We start from the raw sequence: 3,849 nt of genomic DNA, 5'->3' as shown, positions 1-3,849 counted from the left end.
GTTTCGCGGTTTCCGTGATGCGCTGGAATCCGGCCTCACAGAGCGCGGCGACCATTCGCAGACACTCGATTTCGTCGCGCGTCTTGACCTTCCGGGCGTCCTCCATCACCTTGGCACAGTCGTCGGTACGCACGTCCACGCCACGGTCCTCGAACTTCGAAATGAGCGGAGCGTTGCCGATGTCGATGCCCATCGGTTCCTTGGCGACGCCGTACTCCTCCATCGCCTCGTAGACGAGTCCGGCCATCTTGTCCTTCAACCAGTTTCGGGCCGAATCCCGGCCGGACGCTCGCGGGACGTTTCCGAGTCCGGGGCAGGCGTAGCGGATGTCCGAAATCCACGGGCAGTTGAACTTCTGGTTGCTCGCGTGATCCGCCGTATCCCAGTGGATGATGTCGCCGTCCTCGGTGAGCAGAGTGTAGTGGTCGGCACCCGACCCGCCGGTCATGGCGAGTCCCGTCACGTAGCGGACGTTCGGGTCGTTGATGAGGAGCATGCTCCCCAGTCCCGCCTCGCGCATTCGTTCGAGAGCGCGTTCCTTTCGCTCCTCGCGCATCCGTTTCATATCGATCCGTTCCTCCCAATCGACGCCCATCGTTCCGCGCGTCCCTTCCATGAAATCGCGTTGATAGAACCCCATGATACTCGTTACTCCGAGGTTTGTATTGAAAGTAGGTGACTTACCCGTCGGTGCTCGGGGAACGCACTGCCATATCGGGTGACCTTTTCGCCGCTGCGAAACCCACTCACAAACATCGGAAACGGTAGTGTAACACCGGAAATAGTGGTGTTAACGGAGGAGTTGCTCGGAACGAATTCACGTTCGAAAAAAGGGGACGGGGTCGGCTTCGAGTGCTTTATCATACCACGGATTGTGTTCTCGAATGAAATGTACAAACACGTTGCCCTGCTGGTTCGAAAGGACGATATGAGCCACGAGGAGTTCGTGGAGTACTGGCAGAACAATCACACGAAGATCGCACGTGATATCGAGGGCGTCGTCAAGTACAGCACCGTCCTCCCGGTAACACCCGACGCCGCGGAGTTCGACGGACTCGCCGAACTGTACTTCGAAGATTTGGACGCGCTCCACGACGCCCTGGGCAGCGAAGGAAGCCGCGATTACGACCCCGAGAAGGGCAAAGCGAAAGAGGCGCGTGAGGATGTCGATAACTTCCTCACGCTCGAAGAGCGTCCCCGCTTCATCGGTGAGGTCGTCACCCAAAAGGACGACGTGAACGGCGACACCGACGGCCTGTACAAACACAGCGCGTTCCTCGTCCGCAAGGACGGCATGAGCCACGAGGAGTTCGTGGACCACTGGCAGAACAACCACACGCCCATCGCCCGCGAAATCGAAGGCGTCGTCAAGTACGACACCGTCCTCCCAACGGACCCCGAGAACGCCGAGTTCGACGGCATCGCGGAGTTGTACTTCGAGGACCTGGACGCGCTCCACGACGCCCTCGGCAGCGAGGGCAGCCGCGACTACGACCCCGAGAAGGGAAAAGCGAAGGAGGCCCGCGAGGACGTGAACAACTTCCTCGCGCTCGAAAAACGTCCCCGTTTCATCGGCGAGGAGACGGTCCAGAAGGACGTTACCCAGGAGTAAGGCGGAGAGACGAAGCGATTTTCGTTTTCGGCAATTGTGAACGGGGGACGGCCAGTCGAATCGCACCACGTATTTTTGTCAGTTGCTCCCGTTTTCAGGCGCATGCGTGTGAGCGCGACCCTGTTGGTCGTCTGTCTCGTCGTGCTGGCCGGGTGTACCGGGGGCATCGGGCTCGGGCAGGAGCCTGGAAACGGGGGCGAACATCGGACGACGAAGGTCGAAGAGACCGTCAGCGCCGCGTTCGTCACGGGTGAGAACCGGACGGCGGTGACGCTCGAAGTCGCGAACTCACCGAGCGAGCGCGAACACGGACTGATGTACCGAAAATCGCTGCCGAAAAACCACGGGATGGTGTTCGTGTTCGGCAACCCGCAGGTACAGTCGTTCTGGATGAAGAACACGCTGATCCCGCTCGATATAATCTTCGTCGGTCCGGACGGCACCGTCCTCAACGTCGCCCACGCGGACACGCAACCGAACGCGAGCGATTGGCAACTTCGGGAGTATCGGAGCGATGGGAACGCGAAGTACGTCGTCGAGATGCGACAGGGGTTCGCAAAGCGGGCAGGCATCGAGTCGGGGACGAAACTCGTGTTCGAGGACGGAACGCCGACGACCGAACAAAGCTGACTTTTCGTTCCGCAACACGAGTTGTGATTCATCATTGTTACCACGGAGCACGACGAACGGCAATCCGGGGGAAACAAATGAAGATTCGGCCAGCGAACGAGGACGATTTCGAATCGGTTCGGGATGTCGCACGCCGTGCGTGGAGCGACGCCTACGCCGAAATCATGGATGGCGAGAGTATCGACGGAACGATAGCCTCGTGGTACTCCGACGACTCGCTAACGGATGCGGTCGAGCGGCCGGGAACGCTGTTTCTCGTGGCGACCAGGGACGACGAAGTGATCGGATTCTGTCATGCGATATGTCACGAGGATGAGGGGGACCTGCTCCGACTGTACGTCGATCCGGACCACTGGGGAGATGGCATCGGAAGCGCGCTGTACGAGCGGTTACGGAGCGACTTGCGCGACATCAACATGAAACGAATCCGGGCGATGGTGCTCTCGGAGAACACGAGGGGAACCGGATTTTACCGGCGGTTAGGGTTCGAGAAGAGCGACGAGGCGACGGTGGAAATCGGCGACGGGGAGTACGGAGAATCGGTGTACACGGTCGCACTCTGAGTAAGAACACAAAGCATTTACCATATCTCCGTCAATTTTGGCGTACCTCGGGTAGGGGTACACGAGGTATTTCTTTATCTACACGTGTAGCGGCGGCTATTCCGACCAATCGTCCTCGAACAACTGATACGCGCTGGCGAGGTTGAACAGCAGTTGGCGCTTCGATCCGCCCGCATCGAGTGCAGTCGCGGTGGCGTGAACCACCTCCGAGTACTGGATCGTTTCCTCGGACACCGTCGAATGATCGGATCCGAACTCACCCTGCGAAAACGACGCTCGAACCGCCGCACGCTGCTGTCCTTCGAGGAGTTCGAACAGTCGCCAGTAATCCACACCGGCACGGCGTGCATCCACCAAGGCGGCGCACAATCGCCGTTCGAACCGTCGTTCCGGTGGTTCGGCCGCTCCGTCGTCCAACCCGAGGGCAATCAGTATCTTTGCTTCCTCCTCGTCATCCATGTCCGAAAGCTGTGAATTCAGCTACTTTACCATTTTGGATAATCAGATCACTCATTTGTTATACCGTTTGGCACTCGTCACGCCAACCGGTGGAGAAACGTCCGTAGCTCGGCGTATGCGGGGTCATATCGCTCGCGGAAGATACAGTGACCGGCGTCGGGAATGTGAACCAATCGTCCGTCGGATAGGTTTTCGGCGATGTCGAGATCTTCGGCCCGCGTCTCCATATCGGCGTCCGCCTTGAGCACGAGCGTCGGACAGGTGATATCCGCGAACGCCCGTTCCAGACGGGGATAGCCTTCGCGCGGTATTTCGGCGATCTGCGGGCGACATTCCGTGTTCGCAACGGCGAGGCGACGTGCCAACCCAGGGTCACAGTTCGGATGGTCGCGTTCGAGTTCCTCAAGCGAACTGTTCGACCACTCGCGGACGTTCTCACGAACCATCTCCGCCCGTTTGTCCGGACCCATATCGGGCGGTCCGTACATCCCCGCGGGGTCTTCGAGAGCGATCGCACGCGGGAGGTCGGGATGTGTCGCGGCCGTCCACGCCGCCGTCGATCCACCCATCGAGTGACCGATCAGG

The 3,849-nt window shown here is 59.6% G+C and carries 6 protein-coding genes; 3 read left to right on the top strand and 3 right to left on the bottom strand.

Annotated elements, in window-relative coordinates:
• Positions 1 to 640 (bottom strand): aminopeptidase P family N-terminal domain-containing protein (locus WBV42_RS08550; RefSeq protein ID WP_423985654.1); only part of this gene is annotated, 640 nt, incomplete at its 3' end.
• A gap of 249 nt (positions 641 to 889) precedes the next feature.
• On the opposite strand from WBV42_RS08550, the gene WBV42_RS08545 reads away from it, so the two are divergent.
• From WBV42_RS08545 to WBV42_RS08535, 3 genes are all read left to right on the top strand, one after another.
• The gene (locus tag WBV42_RS08545) at positions 890 to 1,612 is read left to right on the top strand and encodes an EthD domain-containing protein (protein ID WP_423985653.1); all 723 of its coding nucleotides are present in this window, start codon (positions 890 to 892) and stop codon (positions 1,610 to 1,612) included.
• Between the two features lie 102 nt (positions 1,613 to 1,714).
• Positions 1,715 to 2,242 carry a DUF192 domain-containing protein gene (locus WBV42_RS08540; protein WP_423985652.1) on the top strand — a complete coding sequence of 176 codons (528 nt, stop codon included), beginning with the start codon at positions 1,715 to 1,717 and terminating at the stop codon, positions 2,240 to 2,242.
• A 77-nt stretch (positions 2,243 to 2,319) separates the two neighbouring features.
• Positions 2,320 to 2,805: an N-acetyltransferase family protein gene (locus WBV42_RS08535; RefSeq protein WP_423985651.1), complete on the top strand. Its 486-nt coding sequence runs from the start codon at positions 2,320 to 2,322 to the stop codon at positions 2,803 to 2,805.
• A 96-nt stretch (positions 2,806 to 2,901) separates the two neighbouring features.
• On the opposite strand, the gene WBV42_RS08530 is transcribed toward WBV42_RS08535, so the two are convergent.
• Positions 2,902 to 3,264 carry a hypothetical protein gene (locus WBV42_RS08530; RefSeq protein ID WP_423985650.1) on the bottom strand — a complete coding sequence of 121 codons (363 nt, stop codon included), beginning with the start codon at positions 3,262 to 3,264 and terminating at the stop codon, positions 2,902 to 2,904.
• Positions 3,265 to 3,341: 77 nt separating this feature from the next.
• The coding region (locus tag WBV42_RS08525) for an alpha/beta fold hydrolase (protein ID WP_423985649.1) at positions 3,342 to 3,849 on the bottom strand (508 nt) is incomplete at its 5' end.

The organism is Haladaptatus sp. (assembly GCF_049589095.1).
GTDB lineage: Archaea > Halobacteriota > Halobacteria > Halobacteriales > Haladaptataceae > Haladaptatus.
The sequence above is the reverse complement of the archived record's forward strand: the minus strand, read 5'-3'. Positions and strand labels throughout refer to the sequence as shown.